The 24,708-nt window shown below is 36.4% G+C and carries 23 protein-coding genes and 1 pseudogene; 3 read left to right on the top strand and 21 right to left on the bottom strand.

Annotation, left to right across the window (positions count from 1 at the left end; translation table 11 throughout):
- Positions 1-8 precede the first annotated feature (8 nt).
- The 13 genes and pseudogenes from BGM26_RS04305 to BGM26_RS04245 all read right to left on the bottom strand — a co-directional run bounded on the left by BGM26_RS04305 (position 9) and on the right by BGM26_RS04245 (position 12,613).
- Complete coding sequence (locus BGM26_RS04305; protein ID WP_217038496.1) at positions 9-158, bottom strand: hypothetical protein; 150 nt, start codon at positions 156-158, stop codon at positions 9-11.
- Between the two features lie 1,016 nt (positions 159-1,174).
- Positions 1,175-2,170: a zinc-dependent alcohol dehydrogenase family protein gene (locus BGM26_RS04300; RefSeq protein ID WP_483297792.1), complete on the bottom strand. Its 996-nt coding sequence runs from the start codon at positions 2,168-2,170 to the stop codon at positions 1,175-1,177.
- A 412-nt stretch (positions 2,171-2,582) separates the two neighbouring features.
- Positions 2,583-2,966 carry a VOC family protein gene (locus tag BGM26_RS04295; protein ID WP_217038494.1) on the bottom strand — a complete coding sequence of 128 codons (384 nt, stop codon included), beginning with the start codon at positions 2,964-2,966 and terminating at the stop codon, positions 2,583-2,585.
- 109 nt (positions 2,967-3,075) lie between these two features.
- A complete protein-coding gene (locus BGM26_RS04290) occupies positions 3,076-3,354 on the bottom strand; it encodes an ArsR/SmtB family transcription factor (RefSeq protein WP_217040644.1) in 279 nt (92 codons plus the stop codon).
- Positions 3,355-3,848: 494 nt separating this feature from the next.
- Complete coding sequence (locus BGM26_RS04285; RefSeq protein ID WP_217038493.1) at positions 3,849-4,850, bottom strand: LLM class flavin-dependent oxidoreductase; 1,002 nt, start codon at positions 4,848-4,850, stop codon at positions 3,849-3,851.
- A gap of 101 nt (positions 4,851-4,951) precedes the next feature.
- A complete protein-coding gene (locus BGM26_RS04280; RefSeq protein ID WP_217038492.1) occupies positions 4,952-6,160 on the bottom strand; it encodes an MFS transporter in 1,209 nt (402 codons plus the stop codon).
- A 311-nt stretch (positions 6,161-6,471) separates the two neighbouring features.
- Positions 6,472-7,200: a glycerophosphodiester phosphodiesterase gene (locus tag BGM26_RS04275; protein ID WP_254118994.1), complete on the bottom strand. Its 729-nt coding sequence runs from the start codon at positions 7,198-7,200 to the stop codon at positions 6,472-6,474.
- Positions 7,201-7,505: 305 nt separating this feature from the next.
- Entirely contained in the window at positions 7,506-8,870 is a 1,365-nt protein-coding gene (locus BGM26_RS04270; protein WP_217038491.1) for an ABC transporter substrate-binding protein, read from the bottom strand.
- A 19-nt stretch (positions 8,871-8,889) separates the two neighbouring features.
- Positions 8,890-9,702 (bottom strand): carbohydrate ABC transporter permease, encoded by an 813-nt coding sequence (locus BGM26_RS04265; RefSeq protein ID WP_217038490.1) that lies wholly within the window; start codon positions 9,700-9,702, stop codon positions 8,890-8,892.
- Positions 9,699-10,580, bottom strand: coding sequence for a carbohydrate ABC transporter permease (locus tag BGM26_RS04260; RefSeq protein WP_483297791.1), 882 nt, complete (start codon positions 10,578-10,580; stop codon positions 9,699-9,701). The genes BGM26_RS04265 and BGM26_RS04260 overlap by 4 nt, the downstream gene beginning before the upstream one ends.
- Positions 10,581-10,636: 56 nt before the next feature.
- The gene (locus BGM26_RS04255; RefSeq protein WP_217038488.1) at positions 10,637-11,749 is read right to left on the bottom strand and encodes an ABC transporter ATP-binding protein; all 1,113 of its coding nucleotides are present in this window, start codon (positions 11,747-11,749) and stop codon (positions 10,637-10,639) included.
- Between the two features lie 207 nt (positions 11,750-11,956).
- A pseudogene (locus BGM26_RS04250) lies at positions 11,957-12,201 on the bottom strand (M48 metallopeptidase family protein); the annotation flags it as partial.
- A gap of 55 nt (positions 12,202-12,256) precedes the next feature.
- Positions 12,257-12,613 (bottom strand): phospholipase D-like domain-containing protein, encoded by a 357-nt coding sequence (locus tag BGM26_RS04245; RefSeq protein ID WP_217038487.1) that lies wholly within the window; start codon positions 12,611-12,613, stop codon positions 12,257-12,259.
- Positions 12,614-12,719: 106 nt separating this feature from the next.
- Here BGM26_RS04245 and BGM26_RS04240 point away from each other — a divergent pair, with 106 nt between their 5' ends.
- Positions 12,720-12,884, top strand: coding sequence for a hypothetical protein (locus BGM26_RS04240; RefSeq protein WP_217038486.1), 165 nt, complete (start codon positions 12,720-12,722; stop codon positions 12,882-12,884).
- Positions 12,885-13,250: 366 nt separating this feature from the next.
- Here BGM26_RS04240 and BGM26_RS04235 read toward each other — a convergent pair whose 3' ends face one another.
- Entirely contained in the window at positions 13,251-14,162 is a 912-nt protein-coding gene (locus tag BGM26_RS04235) for a LysR family transcriptional regulator (RefSeq protein ID WP_254118992.1), read from the bottom strand.
- Positions 14,163-14,314: 152 nt separating this feature from the next.
- Here BGM26_RS04235 and BGM26_RS04230 point away from each other — a divergent pair, with 152 nt between their 5' ends.
- Positions 14,315-15,589 (top strand): MFS transporter, encoded by a 1,275-nt coding sequence (locus BGM26_RS04230; RefSeq protein ID WP_217038485.1) that lies wholly within the window; start codon positions 14,315-14,317, stop codon positions 15,587-15,589.
- A 476-nt stretch (positions 15,590-16,065) separates the two neighbouring features.
- On the top strand, positions 16,066-16,566 hold the full coding sequence (locus BGM26_RS04225; protein ID WP_254118989.1) for a DinB family protein: 501 nt from the start codon (positions 16,066-16,068) through the stop codon (positions 16,564-16,566).
- A gap of 399 nt (positions 16,567-16,965) precedes the next feature.
- Here the strand turns inward: BGM26_RS04225 and BGM26_RS04220 are convergent, their stop codons facing one another.
- From BGM26_RS04220 to BGM26_RS04190, 7 genes are all read right to left on the bottom strand, one after another.
- Complete coding sequence (locus BGM26_RS04220; RefSeq protein ID WP_217038484.1) at positions 16,966-18,216, bottom strand: SIR2 family protein; 1,251 nt, start codon at positions 18,214-18,216, stop codon at positions 16,966-16,968.
- Between the two features lie 62 nt (positions 18,217-18,278).
- Entirely contained in the window at positions 18,279-18,989 is a 711-nt protein-coding gene (locus tag BGM26_RS04215) for a DUF2848 family protein (protein ID WP_217038483.1), read from the bottom strand.
- A 90-nt stretch (positions 18,990-19,079) separates the two neighbouring features.
- A complete protein-coding gene (locus BGM26_RS04210; RefSeq protein WP_217038482.1) occupies positions 19,080-19,853 on the bottom strand; it encodes a creatininase in 774 nt (257 codons plus the stop codon).
- A 29-nt stretch (positions 19,854-19,882) separates the two neighbouring features.
- Entirely contained in the window at positions 19,883-20,620 is a 738-nt protein-coding gene (locus BGM26_RS04205; protein ID WP_217038481.1) for an SDR family NAD(P)-dependent oxidoreductase, read from the bottom strand.
- A gap of 16 nt (positions 20,621-20,636) precedes the next feature.
- Positions 20,637-22,037 carry an APC family permease gene (locus BGM26_RS04200; RefSeq protein WP_217038480.1) on the bottom strand — a complete coding sequence of 467 codons (1,401 nt, stop codon included), beginning with the start codon at positions 22,035-22,037 and terminating at the stop codon, positions 20,637-20,639.
- A 651-nt stretch (positions 22,038-22,688) separates the two neighbouring features.
- Positions 22,689-23,423: a GntR family transcriptional regulator gene (locus tag BGM26_RS04195; protein ID WP_217038479.1), complete on the bottom strand. Its 735-nt coding sequence runs from the start codon at positions 23,421-23,423 to the stop codon at positions 22,689-22,691.
- 255 nt (positions 23,424-23,678) lie between these two features.
- Positions 23,679-23,861, bottom strand: a complete 183-nt coding sequence (locus tag BGM26_RS04190) for a hypothetical protein (RefSeq protein ID WP_217038478.1) — start codon at positions 23,859-23,861, stop codon at positions 23,679-23,681.
- Between the last annotated feature and the right edge of the window lie 847 nt (positions 23,862-24,708).

Below are 24,708 nucleotides of genomic sequence, written 5' to 3'. Positions count from 1 at the left end.
ATTAATCGTTATTTATTCACATCAAATAAATAAGGGTTTCCGCCAATGCTCATTCGCATTTCATCGGTAATTTGAGATGTTTCATTTGAATTAGATTCAATGTTTACAACGTAGTCAAATGAAACACTTCCATCATAATGATTATGTTTTTGATCCATCTTTTCACCTCCAATGAATTTAGTTTATATCTATCCCTATATTTCATACATTAATTGGTGATTTTCAACTTAATCCGTGAGGTAGGTTTATACTTCACTGTTAAAACAACGTATACTCGAGCTCAAGAACTTAATAGCTGCATGAAAAGTGATTGGCAAATCGATTTGGCTTTACTAACAAAAGATAAGCAGTGGTATAGGAATTATCTGCGAAATTAGCAGCTGTTAAATTTGACAGAATTAATTTCAAAGCACGTATAAAACGGAAGGAATTTGCTTTGAACTAAACGTTGTTATTGCAGGAAAGATTGTGGATGCGGCTAAAAGCGGAAATGAAATATTGGTGAATCAGATAAACAAAGAATGGTATAGAAATGCTGAGGAAATAGCTGATTTCCTTAGCGGTGCCAACCCCTATTTTAAAAATGCAGATCTATAAAATTTACTCTACGTGCATCTGAAATTAGTGACAAATGTTTTATCTGCTAGCTTGGCAAAAGATTGGAACGCAAGAATCGTTTCAATTGACGAAGGGATCACACTTATAATCCTAATGGCAGATACTATTTCTACGGGAGTTGTGAAGCAGTTTCCTGATAAATTTATAAAATAATCTTAAGAATCTCCAACATTCTGTTGGAGACTCTTTAGTTATGGGGGGACAATTACTTACGTTTATACAACTGGTTAAAAAAATACCGCGGGCTGGTAGTGTAATTTCATGATTGCACTAAAATGCCCCGTTACTTTAAGTAGATTGCTTCACATTCTTTCTATATAATTTAACCTAAATACACAATTTTCTTTTTTATGGTTATTCAACAATCTGGGCCTTAAATGAAAAATGAGCTTTTCTGGAATAATCATATAACTCATATTAACTGGTATTAGTTGAATAAATTCCTTAAATAATGTTGAGGTCTCCTTAAATTAATCTTTCAGTTTCAATTATCGGAAATTCTTTCTTCATTAATTTTCCTACTCTCTATTGCTAGGTTTAGTTGATGATTATTAACTTAATAGCTCGTTAAAAACACTTTCCCTTTGGTCATTTTAGGAGATTGAACAACTTCAATAGCCCTTTTTACATTCATTAAATCATACTGAGAATCTACCGTCATCAACCGTAATTTTTTATCACTTATTAGATTTATTATGTGATTAAAGGTTTCTTGCCATTTATCTGCTGAGACATTTTTATTCCAATTTCGTAAATGAAACATATTAGCATTCACTTTAGCTTTATTTATAATTTCTGCCCAATTTACTTGTATCCCTGATAAAAGACCTATGGTTAAAAAATTACCGTTAGGCCGTATACAATAAGCCAATTCATTACCATCCGAACCCCCAACAGAGTCAATAGCAGCATCAGCGCCCATTCCATTAGTTAATTCCATAACCACTTTATTTAAGAAATTTTTAGATGTATCAATCACATAAGCAGCACCAAGATGAAGTAATTCCTCCGTATACTTATTATTTCTAGTAACTGCAATCAATCGAAAACCTAAAACTTTCGATAATTGAGCAAAAACATGCCCAATAGAAGAACCGCATGCGTTAACCAATAAAACATCATTTGGTTTTAATTTTAAAACTTCCGTACAAACTACCCATGCTGTAATTGGATTGATGTACATCTGTGCTGCCGTAAAATCATCAATCGAATTAGGTATAGGAATTGCAAATTCTGAAGATGTCTTAACTAACTCTTGCCATGTACCTTCCCCACGCAAAGGTAAAACACGTTTACCAATAAAATGTTGAGAAACTAAAGGACCGACATCTTCTACTATACCAACTCCTTCATATCCTGGAATATTTGGTAAAGAAATACGCTGAGAATATGCCCCTCTAATCGGTATTAAGTCAGAGGGATTGATAGGGCGAGCTAACATTCGAACAAGGACTTCATTATCTTTTGGCGGTTCAATACTTTTAGACTCAACTCTTAACACATCTTTAGGGCTACCGAATTCATAAAATTTAATACATTTTGTATCCAAAATTATAAGTCTCCTTAATTCAAATCAGTTTTATTTAATAATATCATCTTCACCTCAACTGCCTCGATAGTTTAGGTAGTTTTCAACAAACTGGCCCAAAAATCGAAATAAGCGCCGATCCTTGCTACAGGAAAGTGCCCTTTAATGGAATAACTTAAATATTCCCCCAATTCTAAGCTACATAATTCTTGTTCAATTAACGTACCGTTAATTTGATTGAAGTTATTCACATTGTTATAGTTCTATTGGAGAATGACAACAAAGTCTTTTATTTCCAAACCTTAAAAATGTAAAACCTCGTCCTAAAATTAGGACAGGGTTAACATAAAGTTGATTAATTCTTGATAAAAAACACTTCACCAAACTTAAAACTTACTAATTAAGTCGTTAAGAACTAAGTTACTTCGTCATGAAATTACTTCTGCGCAATCTGAATAAGGTTGCCGCATGTATCGTCGAAGACAGCTATTGTGACTTCGCCCATTTTAGTCGGCTCCATAGTAAACTTCACGCCGTTTTCCAATAATCGTAGGTACTCTTTATGAATATCTGCAACGCCAAACATTGTTGCTGGGATGCCATCGGCAAATATCTTCTTTTGATACTCCTTTGCGGCAGGATGCTCATTCGGTTCGAGTAAAAGCTCGGTACCGTCATGATCATCGGGAGAAACAAGCGTAATCCACCTAAATTTCCCCATGGGAACGTCAAGCTTTTTTACAAACCCCAGCTTTTCTGAATAAAACTCAAGTGCCTTGTCTTGATCTTGTACGAATATACTGGTAACAATGATTTTCATACTGTTTTGCCTCCTTTGATATTTGTGACGCATGGTGCTGTGCTATCAATCTGGCTGCAAGCAAAACAACCCACACATTTGTCAGTAGTCCTGTTCCGATTTTATAAAATTACTCTATCCATCTATTCAGCAAATTTTTAAGTGGTTCGTTGTTGAATATAAGTACTCGATATTTTCCCTTTCGTTTTGATATTACGAGTCCTGCATCCTCCAATGCAGAAAGATGTTTAGCTATCGCTTGTCGCGAAATGGAAAGGTTGTGCTTCATAATAAGACGTACCGTAAGTTCGTACAACGTCAGCTCGTTGCGTTCGGAAAGTTCGTCTAAAATAAGCCGCCGAGTCGAGTCGCCAAGTGCTTTAAATATAGCGTCTTTGTCCCAATTCATATTTCGAGTATAAGCAACTCTACGGTTGCTTGTCAAGTATAAGCAACTGAATGGTTGCGTGATAAAGGAACCTTATCATGCAATATAAACAAGTAATGGGAAAGAAACCTCCAGGCTTAAAAATTCAGCAATCGAATGCCAAGCAAATTTATCTGTTATCATCAACATGCCTATAACACTTTTATTAAAGTCATGAATCTCGTTCAACCGATCACTATCCTGATGGAGCCACGCATTTTGATAAGTGTATTAAAACGAACTCTTTTTAAATAACAAAGGGGCGGTTCCCATGTCTATACAGATTGCAAACAGAGAATCACTCCAATTTTTAAAATATTATGGCTGAACTCCCCCATTGAATTAACAATTTTCATATTCTTTCATGCATTGTTGTTAATTAAATATTAGTTAAAATGACAAATGGAGCCATACTTCAGGCTCCATTTTCATATATTAAATCTCGTTTACACGAGTCTATTGTGGCATTAGGAGATTCATTTCCCATCAACAACTTCTTTGAAGATTTCATAAGAACGCTTTTGTTTGTCAGGATCGAAAATATATGATACAGCCATAATTTCATCTACATTATATTTCTCCTGAAAACTCGTTAATTGCTTTCGAATGGAAGCTTTATTTCCTAATAAAGTAACACTGGACATAGAGGCAGCTGCATGTTTTTCTTCCGGGCTCCAGATATGTTCCATGCTTTCAACTGGTGGCCTTAACGGGTTTCGAGTACCGCGAACGACGTTTAAGAAAAATTGCTGCATCGTTGTTGATTCGAATTTTGCCTCTTCATCACTTTCAGCGGCAATGACATTTAAGCAAACCATCATATATGGAGAGTCGAGGTATTCAGATGGTTGGAATCGATTTCGATAAATTGAAATGGCCTCTTCCATAAATCGAGGGGCAAAATGAGAAGCAAACACATATGGCAATCCTAATTTTGCCGCTAAATAAGCGGAATCAGTGGAGGAACCAAGTATATAAATCGGGATATTCGTATTAACACCAGGATATGCTTTCACATAACTTTGACGCTCCTCCGGCCCAAAATACGTAAGCAATGCATTAACGTCCTCAGGAAAAGTATAGACCGAATCATTTTTGGATCTTCTTAATGCGCTCGCGGTCATCATATCTGTACCCGGCGCCCTGCCAAGACCCAAATCAAGCCGATCAGGATAAATAGCCGCCATCGTTCCAAATTGTTCAGCAACAACTAAAGGAGAATGGTTTGGTAACATGATTCCCCCAGACCCTACACGTATATGTTCTGTATGTTCTAATGTATGTTTTATTAATATTGAGGTGGCTGAACTGACAAGCGTCGGCGTATTATGATGTTCAGCAATCCAATATCGTGTATAACCCATTTTTTCTGTTGCTTGGGCCAAATCAATCATTGAATCTATAGCATCCTTCGCTACTTGCCCTTCGCGAATCGGAGCAAGATTTAAAACAGAGACAGGTATTTGTATATTTGCCATTCAGATGATCCTTTCTTCTGGAAGTTTTCAATACTATACTAACAATGAAAGTTCTGGAAACAAAGTTAAAAGCTTTTATGTCGATTCTAAATAGTGAAGTCTCACAAAGCAGTTCTATCTGCATTGCTTTGGTAGATCTCTCTTTCCTTTCTTCCATATAGATAGTAATAAAGAACAATAGATAATAAGGCTACGAAGGCAATCGCCAAAAAAAGACCACGGTAGCCAATTATCGGAACAAGTAATCCAAGCAAATAAGGTCCTGCTCCAAGCCCTAAATCAAATAAAATAAAATAGGTTGATGTCGCTAAACCTAAACGATGAGACGCAGTGACTTTTATAGCTGTTGCTTGAGCAATAGAATTAAAGTTTCCATAACCTATGCCAATAAGTGCACCCGCCAATAGTAAAACGAATCCACTGTGCGCTTGACTAAATAGAACCATTCCTGCTGAAAAAATGATGAGACAAGGATAGACAACAATATTTGCCCCTTTTAGATCCATTAATCGTCCCGTAAAAGGTCTTGAAATAATAATAATTATGGCATATACAAGAAAGAAGAAGCTCCCAGCCTCAACTAATTGAATTTCCTTCGTGTAAAAAGTTAGAAATGACATAACACTTGAATAACAAAAACCAATTACAAGGGCAACAATAGAAATGGGTATAGCCATTGGTTCAAGGAAATTAGAAATTTTAAAGCCATGATCAGCTTTTTCGAGATTTTCCTTCTTTGATTGAAAAACCGGTATTTTCAAAGTGAAGGATATTAATAGACAAAGGATTGATAGTATTAAATTAAATATAAAAACTATTGAATAATCCCCATTTTGTGTAAGTTGAATTCCCACTAACGGGCCAATTGCAGAAGCTAAAATAACACTTAAGCTATAATAGCCAATCCCCTCACCACGCCTATTTTTTGGAATAATTTGGGCAATAATTGTTCCTGTAGCAGTACTAGCAACCCCAAGAGCGAACCCATGAAGGAATCGATTCAGTAACAATATCGGTAAATGAATGGCAACAAAATATAAAGCGGTTGTGATAATAAATAATATCAAACCCGTAAATAAAATTTTCTTACTTCCTGCATCTTGAATCTTACGCCCTGTTACTAACCGGCCAATCAAAACGCCAATAATAAAAATGCTTGATACTAGCCCTGCTACACTCGTTGAGGCATCGAATTTTTCAACAGCATAAGGAGCAATCGTCACAATCAATGAAAAAAATACAAGCGTTAATAAAAAATTGATCAAGTAAACGATAATAAAGTCCTTCGTCCAAAGCCTTTCCTTAATCATATACTTCCTCCTGCTTGGGTGCTTTCCTTGAATGGATTTGCAATTATCAGATATTTTCTTACATTCTATTTAACCATGAATGCCTCGATTTACCAAACGTGAAGGGTTCATATATTTTCGAATATGGATTTTTAGACATTTAAGTGTGACTTCATATGTTTCAAATCATTCGCATCATCCATTATAAAAAGGCAACGCGCGGTGGGTAGTTGCCTTTCTCTCCCTATATTCCAAACTGTAAGCTTCAACATTCCAAGTAATAAGGAAATGCCCAAAAACGCTATTCTTTACAACAAGCACGAATTAGCTCTTTAAAGTGAAAGAAACCGATTTGGAAAATCTGTCATAATAATTGAAGCTTTAGCTTTTTTTAATGCGTTTACATAGCTTTGATCATTGACTGTATATACGCGAATGGGATAACCGTTTTCCCTCATTTTTTGTCCTTCAATCGAACTTGCAAATTGTGGTTCACAATGAATACCATTGACTCTCAAAGTTCTCGCGTCTTCCAGTACATTTGACGGAACACCTATAAATAGTAGGGCAGTCTGAATGTATGGGTCGATCTCTCTAACCCGTTTTAAACTATTTTGATTAAAAGATGAGATAATCACTTGATCGTTCAATTGATATTCATAAACCTTTGATAATACATTCTTCTCTATGTTTGTGTAATCGAATCGGTCCGTTTTTAATTCAATATTAACGGTTAATTTTCGATCTAATCCTTTTACCCACTCTAACACCTCTGAAAGAGAAGGGATGATCTGATTAGAAAATTTAGGATCGAACCAGCTCCCTGCATCTAATAAGCGGATTTGTTCATAGGAAAGATCTTTTACATAACCAGTACCATTTGTCGTACGATCAACCTTTTCATCATGAATGACAACCAGTTCTCCATCCTTCGTCATTTGCACATCTAGCTCTATCCCATCTACCCCAATGGATTCAGCTTCCTCAAAGGCAATCATCGTATTTTCAGGATAACACCCACTGAAACCACGGTGCCCATAAATCCCCATATTACTTCTCAATTTAATCCCATCCTTCCTTATAAGTATAAATAATAGGCTGTTTTCGCAAACTTTGTTGTTATTTACCAAGTAGTGCGAAGTGGTTGATTTCCGCTCCAGTTGCTCGCTTTCCGCGGGGCGGGCGGTGAGCCTCCTCGGCGTAAACGCCTGTGGGGTCTCACCTGTCCCGCTGCTCCCGCAGGAGTCTCGCACTTCCGCTCCAATCAACCTTCAACAGTTTTTCTTTTAATAGCAACAATCTTTTAGAAAAGAGCAAAATAAAAAAACTGACCCGCATTCTGGATTTGGGTCAGTTGAGTTAAATCTTACTTCCCTTTTTTCTTGTTTGCCATTTCAAGAGCGCGATTGGTTTCTTCTGCTGCTTGATCAAGAGCTTTCTTAGGGTCCATACCTTGATAGAGGCTTTCCATTGCCGTTACTACCTTCTGTCTTGATTCTGGGAAGACAGAGATTAATGCACCTTGGGTAGCTTTATTCGCTTTTGTTTCACGTAGCTGATCGACTGTTACTTTTAATTGTGGGTACTTTTCCCATTCTTGTTTAACAATCTCCTCTTCATAAGCTGCTGGGTTAATGGCAAAATAACCTGATTTAACATGCCACATTGCCTGCACGTCTGGAGTAGTTAAGTATTTCATGAACTCCCATGCACCTTTTTGTTTTTCCTCGCTAATTCCATTTGACATCCAAACAGATGCACCACCTATGATTACCCCTTGACGCTCTGCATCATCTGGAACTGGTAAATAAGAAACACCTACTTCAAATGGTGCATTATCAACTAGCGCTCTAACACCCGCGGATGAGTCTAAGTACATCGCAATTTTTCCAGATTGGAATGCAGCTCTCATATCATCCCAGTTTTGCCCTACATTATAAAACGTACCCTCTTCGTACATATCACTAATTAATGAAAATACTTTTAACCCTTTTTCTTCATTATATGTTGCTTTTGCTGCATCGCCTTTACGGCCGTTTTCTTGATCAACATATAGTCCGCCTTGAGATGCTAGCAATTCTTCAAAGAACCATCCATAATTAAGAATGGAGAATCCATATTGCGTCGTTTTGTCCCCATCTTTTTTTGTTAACTTTTTTGCAGTTTCCTTTAACTCACTATATGTCATCGGAGCTTTTTCCGGATCTAGACCCGCTTCTTTAAAAGCATCCTTATTGTAAACAACCACTGGGGTTGATGAGTTAAACGGCATTGAATACTGTGTTCCATCTACAGAATAGTAGTTTGAGATATTTTTCTCCCATTGAGAAGTGTCGTAATTTTCTTCATCGATGAACTTTTGAACAGGTTGAATTTTCCCGCTATCAATCATATATTTTGTTCCAACTTCAAAGACTTGCATAATAGTAGGGGCATCTTCTGTTCCTGCAACTGTATTAAATTTCGTTAATGATTCTTCATATGTACCTTGAAATATTGGTTTTACTTCAATTTCATCCTGTGACTCATTAAATTCCTTTGCAAGTTCATTTAATGCCGTCTCTAGTTCCCCACTCATCGCATGCCAGAATACAACCTCTGTCTTTCCACTTGAATCCTTCTTAGAGGCATCTCCCTCTGTTTTTGAATCTGTTGACGTTGTACCTGAACTGGAGCATGCACTCATGATAAGTAAAAATAGACCCGATATGATAACTAATAATTTCTTCATTTTTGCGAACTCTCCTTTGCTATTTAATCGCACCTTGAGTTAACCCTTTTTGCAGATGTTTTTGTCCTAAAAATAAGAGAATTAATGTCGGGAGGATAACAACAATGACCGCTGCCATGACCACCCCCCATTCGGTTGAAACTTCTTGCGTTTGCATCTGCTTTAAGCCAATTTGCACAGTTCGAACACGCTCATTATTTGTAACTAACAGTGGCCAAAGATACATATTCCATGTTGTGAGAAAACTATAAATCCCTAAAGTAACTAAACTAGTTTTGGAGACAGGCAACACAATGTTCCAGAAAAAACGAAATCGGCTGATCCCAGCAACTTGTGATGCTTCAAAAAGTTCCTTAGGAATCGTTTTAAATTGCTGTCGTAATAAAAATGTCCCGAATGCAAGAGCAAAGAATGGAATGGTTAATCCAAAATAATTATTGATCCAACCTAGTTTTTGCACGGTTAGGAAATTCGGGACCATCGTTGCCTCCCAGGGAATCATCATTGTCGAAATGAAGATAAAAAAGAGAACATCCCTGCCCTTAAAAGGAATAAAGACAAACGCAAAAGCTGCGAGGCTCGAAATAATAAGTTGACCAAGCATAACGACCATTGAAACGAAAAAGCTATTAAATAAATAATTTAGGAGAGGTACTTTAATAAATGCTGACTTATAATTATCTAGAGTAAACGATTCAGGTATTAAATTTCCTTGTAACACTTCCCCACCTTTCATGAAACTAATCATGAACGCATAAAGGATTGGGAACATCATTATAATCGTGAAAATAATGAGCAAACCGTAGAGAAAGGCCTTTTTTGTCATACTCATTGATAATGTACCTTCCTTTCCCCTAGCTTAAATTGAAGAATAGTAACAATTAATATACAGAAGAATAGAATTGTCGCTTGGGCACTTGCTGAACCGACATTATAGTTAATGAAGGCATCCTTATAAATGGAATAAACAATCACATTGGTTGATTCAATCGGTCCACCCTTCGTTAAAATATCAATTTGACCAAATGTCTGGAAGGCATTGATGAATGAAACCGTAATGATAAAAAACAATGTTGGAGAAAGCATTGGCAGGGTAATCTTTCGAAGTTGGTACCAATAGCTCACACCAGCAATTCGTGCATTCTCATACAGTTGCTCATCGATATTTTGAAGCCCTCCTAGCAAAATCAAAAAGGCAAAGCCTGCGTTCATCCAAATTGTTGCAACTGATACAGACATAAGTGCATATTTAGGATCTAACAACCATTGAATATCTGGGAGTCCTACAGATTCAGCAATTTTGCTTAAAATACCGATTGATGGGTTGTACATAAACATCCAAATAACAGAAGAGGCAGCTACACTCATCCCCATCGTAGATGAGAACATTGTGCGGAAAAAGCCTATCCCGTTCAGCTTTTCATTTGCAAGTAAGGCTAACATGAGGGCAAGAATAATTCCTACTGGCACTGTATAAAAAACAAATAAAAGTGTTGCTTTTATACTTGTGTGAAAAGCAGATGAATCTAGTAAGTATATAAAGTTTTCCAATCCCACATAGGTGATTGGTACACCTTGTCCATCTGTTATATAAAAACTTAAATAAAGTGTCCGTAGCATGGGGTAGAAAAGAAATACGGCAAATAAAATGATCGATGGCAACAAATAAAGCAGACCAGTAATTGTATGATGTAATCGTCTACGTTTCATACCCGTTGTTTTTACAGTCACGGGTAAGATCTTTGCGTATGTTTCTGGTAAACTACTCATACCGAAACCCCTTTAAGTGGAGCTTGCATTTCCGTCAATGTGACTCTATTATTGATACGCTTTCCACCGTTCATATCAAAAAAACAAAGGTCATTTTCGTCTATACAAATCGATACCTTCTCACCAACTTGTATATCCCACTGACCATTCCATTTTGCGATCCATTGCTCTCCCTTTCCAATGCCGAAAGTTAACAATGTTTCTGTCCCTAAGACTTCTACATTTAGAACTTCTGCAGAGAATCCCGCCTGATCCGCTTTCGTAAGCTGAATATGCTCAGGGCGCACTCCTACCGTGATTTCTTTATGATTTAAAAGTATTTTAGTTTTATTTGATCGCTCACATGCCAATTCTAAGAACTGACGAACGACTTCTCCATCCCCAAAATTCATAGGTGGAGAACCGATAAATGAGGCAACAAATGAATTTTCAGGTTGATTATAAATCTCAAGAGGACGACCAATTTGTTGAACAATTCCTTCATTAAGAATCATCATACGGTCCGACATTGTCATTGCTTCTACCTGGTCATGCGTGACATAGATCATCGTTATTCCTAATTTCCTTTGGAGTTGGCGTATTTCAGAACGCATTTTGGCACGTAATTTCGCATCTAAATTTGATAATGGCTCATCCATGAGACAGATAGGTGATTGCGTAACGATAGCTCGCGCTAACGCTACCCTTTGGCGCTGTCCACCTGAAAGCTCGCGAGGTTTACGCTTAAGTAACTCTGATAGACCTAACATGCCAGCTGCTTCTATACATCTTTCTTTTTGTTCCTTTTTGGATACTTTTCTCGTATGTAGACCAAATAGGATGTTCTGTTCAACAGTTAAATGCGGATAGAGTGCATAGTTTTGAAAAACCATTGATAAGTCGCGTTGACTAGGTGGCAGATGATTTGCTTTTGCATCACCTATGAATAGTGACCCACCGCTAACTTCTTCAAGTCCAGCAATGATGCGGAGCATTGTACTTTTCCCACATCCTGATGGACCAACTAATACAAAAAACTCACCTGGTTCTATTGCGAAATTAATCTCTTGAATGACGCTGGATTTTCCATCATAAGATTTACTTACACCAACAAGTTCAACACGTTTCAAGCTACATATTCCCCTTTCGCCCTTACTACTTAATTAACACTCTACTAAGCATTAGGCTATATTTTTCCGCGGGTATACCACATCTTCTTGATACGTTCAAAAATAATACAAACGAAAAAACCATAAAAAACAGGGATTCAAAAGATTAAAGCCTATCTTTCTATAATTTCTTATTCATATCAATGAGTAAATGGTACATTCCCAATATTAAGTAAATATGGGGATAATGTAGATGTTTGTTAATATTGTGTAAATGATAGAAACACAGATTACTAACCCGTTTCCCTTTTCCTTATAATCGGACACTATTTTTCCAACAAGGCGCCACAAAGAGCGGTCATGATTCAGATAAACATATGTTACATTTCGTGAACGACTACATAATCAATCACCTCAAGTAGTGCAATGGCTAGCCTCCAATTAAAAGTTAACTGCAGGTTTGAATCACATGAAAAAAGGTGCCCGCCCCCTAGTGTTTTAAAACATTAGGGGACAAGCACCTTATCCTTATCGCCAAACAGCTTCACTAAATCTGTTTAAAAAGTATTCACACATTTTATTCGAACGAAGCCTAGCCGCTACATACGGGGGCTGGACTCCTCTAGCGCCTTCGAGCGAAAGTCCGAGCCACAAAACTTTCTCGTCAATGATCACAAACGGAAAGGGAAAGCTCTCATCCAGCCAGACATCGCACTGGCTACATTTTTGATTCGAAATAACGGTTAATTTTACTCGCTTTCCTCTATTTAATAACTGCTGAGTCCAATCTTCTGATAACTTGCTTCCCTTTGGCAAAGAGATGGTAATCGATGACTTTGCCGATCTCATTTCCGGAAAAACAGCATCCACTTTTCGCGCATGCATCCATCTTAATTTACCTGTAACTTGAGTGAAAGCGTAAATCCTTGGAATATACTAGGTGTATTTGTAAATAATATGATTGTTAAACCATAAATTGAGGAGGATTTGTATGCAACAGGAGCAACAAGCAAAAGTGAATTTGGGTTCTAGTTCTAATATGAAATCAGGATTTGCTGGAACTGATCCACAAAAAGTAAAACAAGAAATTATAAAAGATGTAAGTGAAGGACAAGGTGCGATGACTTCCCGGGAAGCAGGAGCAATGCGCGATTAAAAAACCACTCAATTGTTTTATTAAAAGTCAAGATATTTCTTAAAGCTCTTATCAACATTGAATTCATATGTAATGTCAGAGATTATAAGGGTAAATGAAAAAGGATAGGTGAGCAGTTGAAAATATGCTCTATCTATCCTTTTTTTGTACAACAAATGACCTCATATAATACCACAGCATTAAGATTTACTACGATAAAACAAGAAATTTGTTGTTCAATTAAAGCGCCCCGATTGTAGAAGATCAGTGGCTGCTGAAGATTGCTAGCACTTTTTGAACTCTAGCACTCGATAGGTTAAGTACAAATTTAATTTTAGAATCTACTCCATTATTAAAAACTCTTTTTAAGGAATTTAACATATTTAATCAAAAAGTAGTCTCCGCACAAGACCAGTCTCTTGATTGCCTTAACGTAATATCTAGAAACCCTGATAAAGCAGGGGAAATCCATTTATTTTTATGATAAACGACTTGGGAGCATATCTGTTTTAAATCAGCCTCACAAGGAATCATTTTTAATTTTCCCGCTTTGATTTCTTCTTGCACCGTCATTATGGGTAAATAAGCAATACCAAGCCCACTCATTACAGAACGCTTTATCGCCTCAATACTCCAAAGTTCCATGATGTTAGAGGGTACTATCCCACTATTGCTTAGAAACTCTCCAAAAATTCTTTGATAACTGCCCTCTTTCTCGTTCGTAATGAAACACTCACTTAGCTTCTGATTTTCGTAGTTTCCAGGTAAAATATTCAGTGAACACTCAGGACTTCCAACGAGAACAATTGGTTCGTTCATTAACGGATGGATGACTAAATCTGAATCCTCAAACTGTGGCAACATGACAAACGCAACATCTGCCCTACCATCAACTATTGCCTTCTTGTTATCGCTGCATGGGGCATTACTTAAACTGATGCTTACATGAGGAAATTTTTCTCTATATTCTCTCAATATTGGTTCTAGACGGTATACCGTTAATGATTCTGGAGCTGCAATCTTTATTTCCCCTCTGATTTCCTTTCCATTAATTGTAACGCTTTCGATTTTTCCATAAATATCTAAAATTTCCTGAGTATAGGGCAACAGCTTCTTACCAATTTCAGTCAATCTTACCTTGCGACCCATCCGATCAAACAGAGGTCCGCCTAAATGTTCTTCGAGCGCCTGAATATGAGAAGTAACCGTGGATTGAGTGTAACCTAAATGTTCTGCAGCTTGTGTGAAGCTGCCCGTTTCAATAACCTTTTTAAACGTAACAAAATGGCGTATCTCCATTATTTCACCCACTTTTATTTTCTCTTAATTCAATAGTATCAAAAAAATCAATGGATAACTTCATATATTTCAATTTTACTAATAATTCGCGAAGGGTTAATATTAAGAAAATATACTTTTGGGATTAATTAAAACATCGGAGGTATTTAGACTTGAAACGTATACACTATAGCTGGTTTATTCTTGCCATTACATTTTTCTCCATTATTGCAGCCGGAATTGTCATGTCATCATCAGGGGTTTTCATAGATCCTTTCGAAAAGGAATTTGGGTGGGATCGATCTGTTATTGCACTCGGTTTTGGCATAAGTATGTTCTTATTTGGTATATCAGGCCCATTTATGGCAGCATTACTTAATGTGATTGGCTTAAAGAAAATGATGGTCGTTTCTATGGCAACTTTGCTGACAGGTATCATGCTAACCTTCATTATGAATCAATCATGGCAGATGATCATCATTTGGGGCTTTATTATTGGGCTGGGATCAAGCCTTTTTTTAACGGTATTAAGTCCATATGTAGCGAATCATTGGTTTGAGAAAAGAAGAGGTCTGGCTGTAGGAATATTAATGGCAGCTACAGCGACAGGTCAGTTAATTCTACTTCCTATCTTAGCAGCTATTATAGAAAATTATTCATGGCGCCCTGCAATTGGTTTAATAATGATCCTTTGTATCATCATGCTTATCATAATCCTTTTATTTATGAAAAACACACCAAAGGATGTTGGTATTCTTCCATATGGACTTGAAGAAGAAATACAAGATAGCTATAAGGAACAAAAGGAAAACCCTATTATTATAGCCTTCAAAGGTTTACTCGAAGCTGTGAAAGTGAAGGAATTTTGGTTATTATCTGGTAGTTTCTTTATTTGTGGGCTTTCAACTAGCGGTTTAATTGGTACACATTTTGTTTCTTTTTGTATAAGTTTTGGAATACCTTTAGTTACAGCAGCCTCGTTTCTTTCGTTTATGGGAATCTTTAATCTAGTAGGAACAACTCTATCTGGTTGGCTATCCGATCGTTTCGATAATCGATGGTTGTTATTTTGGTACTACGGTTTGAGAGGGGCTTCACTGGTCCTACTTCCTTATGCATTAATGGAAGGTTCCACTACTATGCTAATGATCTTTACTGTATTCTATGGATTAGATTGGATTGCAACTGTTCCACCAACGATTAGCATCTCCAGACAAATTTTCGGCACTAAAAAAAGTGGAATAATTTATGGTTGGATTTTTGCATCTCATCAGGCAGGTGCTGCAGTAGCTGCTTTTGGCGGGGGTCTGATCTATAAATTTTTCAACACTTACACATTGGCATTCTTCTGGGCAGGGGTTTTCTGTTTATTAGCAAGCTTATTTGTCATTCTTATAAAAAAACAACACTCAAGTCAATCAACTATAGAAAGAACAGTGAAAATATAATAATTAGTAGAAAGTTAAAACTGTGGTATTTTCTTATCTCTTTTAAATATATGAATATACACATTTAGTGTTATTTATAGTCATATTATATGTCCAGGATAAATTTTAGCACACTCTTAAACTACCTGAAGAATAGAATAAGAAATTCTAAATCAAATGTAGAAAATTAATTTTCAAGGAGGAGTTGAAATGCTATTTTATTTTCATTTTCAAATGGCAAGATAGGAACCGGAAAAACAAAACTAATAAATGCTAGTATTAGCAATATTTGCTTTCAACAAGAGCAATGGAGAATAAAAGATTTCAACCAAATTGCTCATATTTCTCAATTTAGGGAAAAAGGGCGAATATAACTTCCTTATTGGGGGTCCCACCAGCAAAAAGCAGAAATCATAAGCTAAAAATTCTTGAAATAAAGCTATTTTGTAAATATTTATTATTCAACTATCTGATTAAAATTGTTGAGGACTGTAGGCATGATGGAAAACAAAGGAAAGGGGCATGATGTGAAAATGAATGAAGAAATGATTTTCCAGCAAATCGATTTAATCAGGGAAAAAACATTAAATGAAATGGAAGATCTATTAGAAGAACAGGCAGATCTAATGCCAAGAGGATTCCGCAATACGATCCGTTGGAATCTAGGTCACATTTACACGTTTCAAAATATTTTACTTTCAAAATTTGGAGGGAAACATTTCGAAACGCCAACTCGATACCTTGAACTATTCGCCCCAGGTACAAAGCCAGACGATTGGGAAGGTGAGATACCGACACTTGATGAGTTGAAACAACTTCTAGAAGAACAGCCAGCAAAAATAAAGGAAGCTTTAGCTGGACATCTGGATGAAAAAGCGGCAGAACCATTTAAATCACTATCAACAATAGGTGAGCTTCTGAATTTCTCGATGTATCACGAAGGATTGCACGTGGGAATAATTAAAGGGCTAAAAAAAGCGTACCGTGTAGCAGAGTAAAAAAGTAGTTTTTTAAGAGAGACTTTTTCAAAAGGTAATAACCCAACTTTATCTTTATTACTAAAAATTGCTTTTCTTCTGGAACTAAAACCTAATTTCTAGGTACTGTATGCTGGAAATTAGGCTTTTTTCATTTTGTTTTCTTTTACAATGTATATCCGTAAAATCACGGGACGGTTCTAATGTTACCTAGGTACTACCCAATCCCAAGACTTGAAGAGACTTACAGTACAATTGTTCTTTAAAATTGCTAGGAATGAATAGAAAAAAACACTTTATGCTCCTCAAAGGTCAAAAGAGCGACTGTTCTTCTTAAATCAGGAATTTGAGTTTGAATGAATCAAGATATACTAGGACGACTCTGCTGTCCCCTTATATTCCACCATTATTTTATGGTAGCTAATCGATTTCCCCTTCCAAAACGCAAGAACCGTCCCTATGTTTTACAACGAACTTGTCAAAATCCGCCATTACTGTTTCCCAAATATGTTGGGCTATAAAACCTGTTGCCCCTACTGGAACAGGGATTGCACCACTAGCTATTGAAATTTCAAATTCCTCTAGCATACCATTAGCTGAAACTATATTACCGTTGTCGTCTTTTTTATTTCCAAAAATAAAAATTGAAATGCTAACATTAAAAAGCATCACTTTTCGATATTTAGTCCATAATTCGTTAAGGTGCATTTCTCCTGATGTATTCTGTGGAAACGGTCTTGATTTCAGCCTATCTTCGACTTTTCTTTCCTTACTTTTATATAGTTCTTCTAACGCACCTGCTATAATACAACTTCCTATTCTTAGTCCAAACCCTGAAACTATATTATTTTTATTTTTAATAACTTCTTTACTCAGATCCGTACTAAATTTAAATGATGTAGTTTCTCCCCATTTTCCAAAATCAGTAGCACTTCCAGATATAAAAACATTTCTTCGCTTCACAATGTTTGTTATTCGGATAAGTATTTCTGTAATTTGTCTATAACTATCAACTAAAAGTACATTAATTCTATATCTCTTCAAATCTTTAATTCTCAACTCTTGTTTTATCACAGCATAACGAAACTCATCATCTGTATTGTAATCAATTTTATCAACTTTTTTCATAAAACAGTTATGATTTCGCGAGTTTTCGCCTAATAAGATTCTTATTCTGCTTAGAACATATGATAAATTCGGATCATCGAAACTAAAACCAATAAATAGAAAGGTTTTAGAAACCAAATCACCTTGAAGTGCTGTACTAAATAATTTTCGTTTAAGGTAATATCCCTCGTAATCATCTTTAGTTAAAACTGCTTCGTGTGATAAGGAACTATCGCCATGCATTTTGTAAACAATGACATCAGTATTAGGCATTTTATGGCTTAAACTTTCCGGTAATATTTTTGTGTCAACCCTTTTATTTTTAGCCTCTAAGTTTGTTTCAATTAGCTTATCATAGTTAGTTGTCCAATAAGTATTTATGGATAATTGAGCTAAAATTTGATGATTATCTGTAACTGTTACATCTTTTGTGAATTCCTCCACTAAAACCTGATTTATTTTCCCACTTCCCTCAAATTCATTAACATGGTATTGAGCTAACGCAATTAAAACCGATTCAATATCAATGTTAAGATCCGGCTGGCTCTTTTTGAAGCCAGGCATTGTGATGAACAGTCGCACCTATCACTTTTAGAAGGGGAGTTCCTTTTTTATCAATCACCCAGTCAAGTACTAATTTCGATTTTATCCTTTATATCATTTAAAATTTCGATATTATAGCAAAGAATAATAGAACGGTTTAATATAGGATCATGCATTGTCATTCTATACCATGTAGGATACATAAATTTCCCTTTGTATAGACAGATTGTTCCACAGTATACAACAATACCCTCGGTACTATACACATTATTTTTTTGAAGTAATTCTATAACCTTCTCAACCCCTAGAAGAGAAGCAACGGTTCCTTCTTGGTAAAGTTCCCAATGATCATGAACCATGATCTCACACGTTAACTTAATCTCGTCCCAATGCCCGATTACTTCCTCCAGGGGCCATAATACTTTTGCAATTGGCTTCTGACAAATTTGTTTAAAGTATTTACTAGATTGTGCCTCTAATACTCTATCAGCATGATCTGAGCCTACAGTAATGAAAGATCCTTCTTCATTTATGAGTAATAAATATTCAATTTCGCCAGTTGTATTATTTCCCAAAACTTGAATATTCCCATCTTGGGTTACTAAATAATCACTGATTGGATGAATCGTCGCGTCAGTGTTCATTGGAGCTGAAATCCCCTGTTTTTCTAGTTCTAGTATATGATTTTGAATGTCTACTTGGGTTCGTCCGGAATTACCTAGACAATATACATTTTTAACGTTAAAGGTAATTCTACTTTCGTTGGGTAAAGAAAAAGACAAATTGTTGCTCATTTTTCCTCCTACTTTGGCTGTAATTGAGAATAATCAATGGTGAGAGTGCTGAATACACCCGCCATGGTGTTCTTGTATCATTTTTTGAACCTATTTTTTTGGAAGCTCCGTTAGGATAATATCTTCAAGCATTGGGACTAATTCTTCCCATGCGACTCTCCCTTTTTCTGCACTAGCTTGAGTGGCTTTCCATAAAGTTCCACTTTTAGCTACCATCTTCTCTGGAATAGGCAATACATCGTAGAAAGGGTAAACCTCGGCTTTGTCATCCACTGCTCTATCGAATAGCACTAACTCTGGATGTAAATGCAGCATCAATGAGGTTTCAAAAATAGAAGCGTGTTCGATTCCCCACCCTGGGAATTCGTCAGGAAAAATGAAATTCATGGTTTCCTCCGAAAGGGATTGGAATGGCAATTCCATTACCATGATTTTGACATCAGGATTTTCTTTTTTAATTCTTTCCATTGTAAGAAAAGCAGACTCGTAAATGAAGTTAGCATTCTCAAAGTGCCAATTCAACAGGACGATTCGCTTAAAGCCATGACGAATAAATTCATGTAGGATATCTTCTACCACGTTCATCAAGGTTTGACCTTTAATTGAAGTTGTAGCAATAAATGTTTGTCCCCCACCGGTTGTTGGCCTTGATCTATACCCATAACTTAGTGGAGGTGCGACAATCATGTCCAGTTCTTCCGATATCGCCATTCCTAGTTCAAAGGGTAAAACGGTATCTGTACAAATAGGTAAATGGTATCCATGTTGTTCAGTTGATCCTATGGGCAAGATTATTCCGGTATTCCGATCAACTGCTTCTTTAATCTCCGGCCAAGTTAAGTTTGCCATAATACGAGTTCTCATTCTATCTATCCCCTTCCCTTCTCCCAATATTATATTGCTGTTCCTCCATTAGGGCTGATGATTTGCCCCACTAGGAATGTTCCACCCGATCCGGCTAAGAATTCAATGACGGATGCAATTTCATCTGGCTGTCCAAAGCGTTTTAAAGGAATTTGTTCCCTAGTCTCATCATTGTATTCAATTGTGTCATGAATTAACATATCCGTTTCCACTGGACCAGGTGCAACAGAATTTACAAGAATGCCAAGGGGAGCATATTCTTTAGCTAAAGCTTTGGTTAAAGCAATGATTGCCCCTTTAGAAGCACAGTAAGATGCATATGTTGGGAATCCAACTAACCCTAGTTCCGAGCTAATATTTATAATCCTTCCTTTTTTTCGTTCAATCATCCCAGGCAGTGTAGTACTGATACAGGACCATGTACTCCCTAAATTTGTATCCATCATTTTCTGCCATTCCTGCCATTGAATCGTGTGAGCACTTTTGGATTGAAGAATGCCAGCATTATTAATCAACACATCTATTCTTCCGTAATATTCTTCCGTTTTCTTAATAAAATTTACAGCCTGATCATGTTCACTCAAATCTGCTTGTATTATTATTCCGTCCCCACCATTTTCTTTTGCAATTTTTACTATTTCAGCTAGTTCATCACCCGTTTTGTGGAAATTGAGTGCAAGAAAATCTCCACTTAAGGCGAACCTTTTGGCAGTTGCCAAACCAATCCCTTTTCCTGCACCAGTAATAACTACAACTTTTTTAGACATATTTTCTCCTCCTATTTCAGACTGATTTGTCATTTTCAATACTATTCTTACTAACAAGATTGTTCTGACTAATTTTTGAAAAGACAAAATAAGATATAAAAGCTACCGCTGCAAGAATTAATTCACCTATCAAATATTGAGTTTCTTGAGACACAATAGCAAAACCAACAAAAAGAACAACAATTACACTTGGCAACGGCCACAATGGCATTTTAAATGGCCTTTCTGCATCCTTATTTTTAATTCTACTCAAAATACCAGATAATCCGATAAAGAAATATACACAGGATATTATCGTTCCAGCGAAAATAATAAGCCAGTTAAGATGTGAAACAAAAATTAAAACTGTAGCGGGAACAAATAATACCAAAACTCCTAATCCTGGAACACTATGCTTATTTAATCTTGATAATGCTTTATTAATGCTAGGTGTCCAGACTTTATCACGGCCTGTAGAATAGAGAACACGGCTAAAGTACATAAAAATAGATAATCCAGCATTAAATAGGGCAAAGATTACTCCAATAGTGATCAAACCTCCTATCTGAGATCCAAAGGCTTGTTGTACCGAATATACGATCGGGGAATTTGAACTAAAGAATTCCACTAAGTTTGGGGCAGCAATTATGCCTGCAATGAGTGGCACTATAATGAAAACACATGCTAGTATTGCAGCCTTAATCACTGAATGTGCCAAAACCTTTGGACCACCCTTTAGTTCTTCTGCAAACCCTAACACAGCATCATAACCGTTAATTACACTAAAGGCTGGCGCTAAAGTGGTTATCATAACTCCTAAAGTAACAGGAACAAGAACACCATCCTTTAGCATAGTGGGATTGAATGTCATATCAATGAATGCCTGATTTGGATTAACAATGGCAGCCCCTACCACAGCTAACACCACAACTGCCTGTATAATAATCATGGCTATTACAACCCAAGCACCTAATTCTACACTCATGATTGCTATAACCATTATTAGAGTCAAAGCAATCAGCCCTATTATCTGGCTTGAAACTGGTATACTCGGAATCAAATCCTTAAGAAATTGGCCTACCCCTAGTACAAAACTTGCTGGCAGAATAACTCCCTGAATAAGGAAGTTAAACATGGCTATCCATGCGAGAGGTTTGGGAAGCACATTACTGATTATGGAGTACATACCTCCGCTATAAGGGTACATAGAGGATAGTTCTGCAAGAGTCAATGAAATCATGATTATAACAGCTGCTAAAATTAAGGATGCACCGATGGCAAATGTACCTCCGATAGAAAATACTCCTGTACTCAATAGGAGTACAGCCATGGCAGGTGATGCGTCTGCCATTGATATACCAAGGACGTGCCAGCTACTGAGCTTTCTCTTTAAGGTATTATTTGAGTTTCCGCTTTTCTTTATATTTTGATTAGACATTATAGTCCCCCTATTAATAATAGTCAGATAATTTTGGTTGTAATTAGCTATCATTAAATTTTTCAAAATTAATTACTAAATGATCTCAATGAGTAAGCGGTTTCAATATTACTTGAGCAAATTCTATTAATAACTCAGCTTCTGTTATGCCATAAATAGTGTCGTTATTGAAAAGCTTCAACTCGGTTCTCAGCATCCTATGCCCAGAACCAGCTAAAGTAAATAAAGATTTCTTCCTACCATTTGCGCATCGATTGAGAAAACTGGTTACCACAATTGTTTCTTTTACTCTCTCTTCCACATAATCCGGAAAGTTCAAACCTAGATATCAGGATTATCTGTGAGAACCCTTGTAACTTACCAAATGACTCTTTATTGACCATCTATTTTAGGAGTAATGAATAACCGAGCAATCTTCTAACTTTTGCTTTCTCTCGAAATGAATTAAGTATTCGGATTTAGCGACTCATACAAAATTGGGATACAGCTACCCATGGACATCTAAATTCGTTCTTTAGAGGATACTAGTATTGTCTTACCTCAAGGTTCTATATAGCTGTGTTATCGTTGTATCCCTCCTCAATAGTAAAGTCATCTGTACTGGGTCGTTCTTGTCAAATACTTTCAGGTTCAATCCTTAATAAGAGTAATTTATCTTTTCCTAATGGAATGAAAACGGATTATTTTATCCCTTACGAGTATATCCGAAAATATAAGGGGTTTTCCTTGTTTGCCATAGTGGGTCTCTTCTAGTTTAATAAGTGTTTCATTTTTTTCCATTCCCAACTTTTTTTTCTGATCAGGATTTGCCATAGATGAACGAATTTCAGTAATGGTGTGTGCAATTGTGTCTATGCAAAACATATCTGCTAGGTCAAAAATGGATTCAGGAATATCGTCTATTTTTAGTTCTTGAGTAAGAAGACGTTGTGGGATGTACTCGGAAGCCAAAATGACAGGTATATCGTCTCCCGTGAACAACCGTTGGATTAGTAAAACCTCTTCTTTATAATCTATACCTAAAAAATTTGCAATTCTCGAATCGTGGGAAACTGTAACTAGATTTTTTTGCGCAATAGATGGTTGATGCCCGCTTTCCTTAATAAGGTGGAAAAATCCTTTAAATTCGTCAATACGCATCTTTACCTGTAAACCCTCAGTATTAATTACCGTCGAGCTGCCATGCCTCTTATTAATTACACCCTCGGTTTCCAGTGACTGCAATGCACTACGAATGGTAGCTCGGCTTACACCAAATTTTTCTGAAAGGGCTTGCTCAGATGGTAGTCTTCCATTATCGCCAATTTCTTTATTCTTTATTGCTTCAAGTAAAGTATTTTTCACGGTCAGGTAAAGTGGGGTATTATTAACTGCATATTTTTTCATTTCCTAATCCTCTCTCCAACCTATTTAAAATGGGCCATTAAAGAAAATGAAAAATTCATTTTATCTTAGCCAATTGACATATATTTCTAGTCCATCCAATAAGTTCACCTGAGGGACAAAACCTAAATCATTTTTGGCCGCACACGGATATCAAATAAGCCATGATGATCATAGCCCAAATCGCCCGGCCCAACATCAAATTTGCACCAGGGATAATCTCTTGCAACAACTATTTACTTCCCTAAATGTTTGCTGCTAGCCTCCTGTAATGTTATATACGGCCAACACATTTTTCTTTTCTGTAAAACAAGCCGCTAATAAGGCTCTTACTACGTACGTTACATAAACCAACTGACACTTTTTATCACTTGCCGTGGCTAATTTAAACGTTTTATCATTTACAGCAGCTTTTATAGCATCTTGGAAATATTCCTGCATGACCTGTCCCGTCCCCCCAAGTTGACAAACTCGCAAGGCTATTGTATTCATGCCATACATTTGTTGTATGCCGTAGCCATCATTTCTGGAGTCGCTTTTGATACACCATAAGGAGTTCTTGGATTTGATCGGGATGATAAAGGCAACACTGATTACAACAAAGCTTTAGAATAACTAACCCAAATGCAGATGTAGTTCCCGTTAGAGCGATTGGAGCTAATGCAAAAAGAAACACTGCCATCGCTAGAGCAACATTAGAGGGATAGAACTACATTTCCTGTTAATGACAAATGTCTGTCAAGTTCTTATATATAGCCTAATTCCTGTAGTCCTTTTTGACCTTCATCAACTTGATGAGAGTCTTTCATTATTTTTTCACCTCCAACTCTTTTACTTTTGTAAAGCGTGATAACATCTTCCTTACCTACATCCACCTCCTTTTCAACAAACTCATAAACTCATCAGACAAGTTGTTATGAATAATATAGCATTAGCTCTATTTAATCCGCAATATGAAATTAGAAAATTTAAAATAAACTGATATTATTTTTTTAAAAAAGGCTGTAAAATATTCTTGAGTAACCGTTGATATATAATATGGAGTAGTACAAGCCCATAAAGCTAGGCACAACTAATGCCCCTTTTACTAAATCGATTCAGTTCCAAATTTGTGACCGCTCTTTATTCCAAATTACCCCCTCTTCAAATTGACTTATCAATAGAAAACTATCGAACCTGCTTCGTTAGTAAAAAGCGACTGCTCTTGTTCAGCAATCACACCCCGTTCGTAATATAAGGTCAGCCAGTTTTTTCTGGTTGACCTTTTTTCATGAGGTCTTATGATAGC

It is taken from the genome of Bacillus sp. FJAT-29790, assembly GCF_019039215.1.
GTDB lineage: Bacteria > Bacillota > Bacilli > Bacillales > Cytobacillaceae > Cytobacillus.
This window is presented reverse-complemented; position numbering and strand designations above follow the sequence as displayed.